The sequence below is a fragment of the Rhodoferax sp. genome, from assembly GCF_037143375.1.
In the GTDB taxonomy this organism is placed as follows: Bacteria; Pseudomonadota; Gammaproteobacteria; order Burkholderiales; family Burkholderiaceae_C; genus Rhodoferax.
Genome location: NZ_JBAWYV010000264.1, coordinates 1 through 2685, shown reverse-complemented (window position 1 = coordinate 2685; position 2685 = coordinate 1). Strand labels below are relative to the sequence as shown.

Below are 2685 nucleotides of genomic sequence, written 5' to 3'. Positions count from 1 at the left end.
AGCGTGCTGGTAACAGGCTACGACATCATCTTCTTCTGGGTAGCAAGAATGATCATGATGACCACCCACTTCACAGGCAAAGTGCCCTTCAAACACGTCTACATCCACGGTCTGGTGCGCGATGCCCAAGGCAAAAAGATGAGCAAATCCGAAGGCAACGTGCTCGACCCGGTGGACTTGATCGACGGCATTGCCCTGCCCGAATTGCTGGTGAAACGCTCCGAAGGCCTGCGCAAGCCCGAAACCGCGCCCCAAGTGCGCAAAAACACCGAAAAAGAATTCCCCACTGGCATCCCCGCGTTTGGCGCCGATGCGCTGCGCTTTACCTTTGCCTCGCTCGCTTCCTTGGGCCGCAGCATCAATTTTGATAGCAAACGCTGCGAAGGCTACCGCAACTTCTGCAACAAACTCTGGAACGCCAGCCGCTTTGTGCTGATGAACTGCGAAGGCCAGGACTGCGGGCTGAACGAGCACGCCACCGCCGTCTGTGGCACGCCTGAAGCCAATGCTTACCTTGATTTCAGCCAATGTGACCGCTGGATCGTGTCGTTGCTGCAGCGCACCGAGGCCGAAGTTGCCAAGGGCTTTGAAGAGTACCGCCTGGACAACGTCGCCAGCACGATCTATGACTTCGTCTGGAACGAGTTCTGCGACTGGTACCTCGAAATCGCCAAGGTGCAGATTCAACAAGGCAGCGACGCGCAAAAACGCGCCACCCGCCGCACCCTGATTCGCACTTTAGAGACCATCCTGCGCCTGGCGCACCCGGTGATTCCGTTTGTGACCGAAGAACTGTGGCAAAAAGTAGCCCCAGTGGCGGGTCGTGCTGGAGAATCCGTGTCGATTGCCGAATACCCGGTGTGCCAGTCTGAGCGCATTGACGAAGCAGCATTGGCCTACGTGGGCAAGCTCAAGCTGCTGGTGGATGCCTGCCGCAATTTGCGCGGCGAGATGAGCGTGTCACCCGCCACCCGCTTGCCGCTGTTTGTCATTGCCACTGACGCGACAGAAGCGGCTTTCCTGACCCAATCGGCCCCGGTCTTGCAGGCACTCGCCAAACTCAACGAAGTGCGCGTATTTGACGACGAGGCGGCCTGGGCCGCTGCCGCTCAAGCGGCCCCGGTGGCCGTGGTAGGTGAAGCCCGCATTTGCCTGTTCATGGAAATTGACGTTGCCGCTGAAAAGCTGCGTCTGGGCAAAGAGGCTGCCCGATTGGAAGGCGAAATCACCAAAACCGAAGGCAAGCTCAGCAACGAAGCCTTTGTGGCCCGCGCACCAGCGGCGGTGATTGAGTTGGAACGCAAGCGCATGGCTGACTTTGGTGCGACCTTGCTCAAGGTGAAAGACCAGTTGTCACGCCTGGGTTAATTCCAGCGACCCAACAAAAAGGGGCTGCCTCCAGTTTTGGAGGCAGCCCCTTTTTTTTGCACGCTCCGTTTAACGACGACGCATGACATGAATGAAATCGGTGCCTTCGGTCTGCTGTTCCACCAACTCATTGCCGGTTTGTTTGGCAAACGCCTGAAAGTCGCGCACCGACCCGGCATCGGTCGCCACCACCCGTAAAAGTTGACCGCTTTGCATGTCAGACAGCGCTTTTTTGGCTTTCAAAATGGGCAGCGGGCAGTTCAGACCACGGGCGTCAACTTCTTTATCAATTTGCATTAAGTTTCCTTTGAATAGGGGTAATTCTAGTGATCAAGCTGGAAACACACCGGTAGACAAATAACGGTCGCCGCGGTCACAAACGATGAATGCAATGGTCGCATTGGTTTCGCGCTTGGCGATTTCCTGCGCCACCCAGCATGCGCCAGCGGCTGAAATGCCAGCAAATATCCCTTCTTCGCGGGCCAACCGGCGGCACATGTCTTCGGCCGTTTCCTGGCTCACAAACATCAACTCGTCCACGGTGTCTGGGTTATAAATTTTGGGCAAATATTCCTGTGGCCACTTTCGAATCCCTGGAATTCGGGAACCTTCATTGGGCTGTACCCCAATAATTTTGATCGCCGGGTTCTTTTCCTTCAAAAATTTTGACACCCCGGTAATGGTGCCCGTGGTACCCATGGCGCTCACAAAATGGGTGATTTTTCCGCGCGTATCGGCCCAGATTTCAGGCCCGGTGGTCTCGTAGTGAATACGGGGGTTGTCGGCATTGGCAAATTGATCAAGCACATGGCCTTTGCCATCGCGCTGCATTTGCAGGGCCAGGTCGCGCGCGTACTCGATGCCGCCACTCTTGGGCGTGAGGATCAACTCTGCACCGAAAGCTTTCATGGTCTGTGCGCGCTCTATCGAAAGGTCTTCAGGCATGATCAAAATCATGCGGTAGCCCTTGATGGCCGCCGCCATGGCGAGCGCAATGCCGGTGTTACCGGAGGTCGCCTCAATCAGCGTATCGCCCGGTTTGATCTCGCCGCGCTCTTGTGCGCGCTGGATCATGGACAAAGCGGGCCGATCTTTGACCGACCCCGCCGGGTTATTGCCCTCCAGTTTGCCCAGAATCACGTTGCCACGCGCAGCGTTCTCTGTGGCGCCGATGCGTTGCAGCATCACTAAAGGAGTTTTTCCGATGGAATCTTCAATGGTTGGGTATTTCATAGCCCACACTGTGCCATAATTTCGTTCTTCACAGAATCCGCCCGGGTGGTGAAATTGGTAGACGCAGGGGACTCAAAATCCCCC

Annotated in this window: 3 protein-coding genes; 1 reads left to right on the top strand and 2 read right to left on the bottom strand. The window is 56.3% G+C overall.

All coding sequences use genetic code 11. The annotated features are described in order from the left end of the window. A partial coding sequence (locus WCG50_RS18800) for a class I tRNA ligase family protein (RefSeq protein WP_336901127.1) occupies nt 1-1368 on the top strand: 1368 nt, incomplete at its 5' end. Between the two features lie 69 nt (nt 1369-1437). Here the strand turns inward: WCG50_RS18800 and WCG50_RS18795 are convergent. Both WCG50_RS18795 and cysM read right to left on the bottom strand, forming a co-directional pair. Further along, nucleotides 1438-1665: a sulfurtransferase TusA family protein gene (locus tag WCG50_RS18795; RefSeq protein WP_336901126.1), complete on the bottom strand. Its 228-nt coding sequence runs from the start codon at nt 1663-1665 to the stop codon at nt 1438-1440. 33 nt (nt 1666-1698) lie between these two features. Continuing rightward, entirely contained in the window at nt 1699-2601 is a 903-nt protein-coding gene (cysM, locus tag WCG50_RS18790; protein ID WP_336901125.1) for a cysteine synthase CysM, read from the bottom strand. Nucleotides 2602-2685 lie beyond the last annotated feature (84 nt).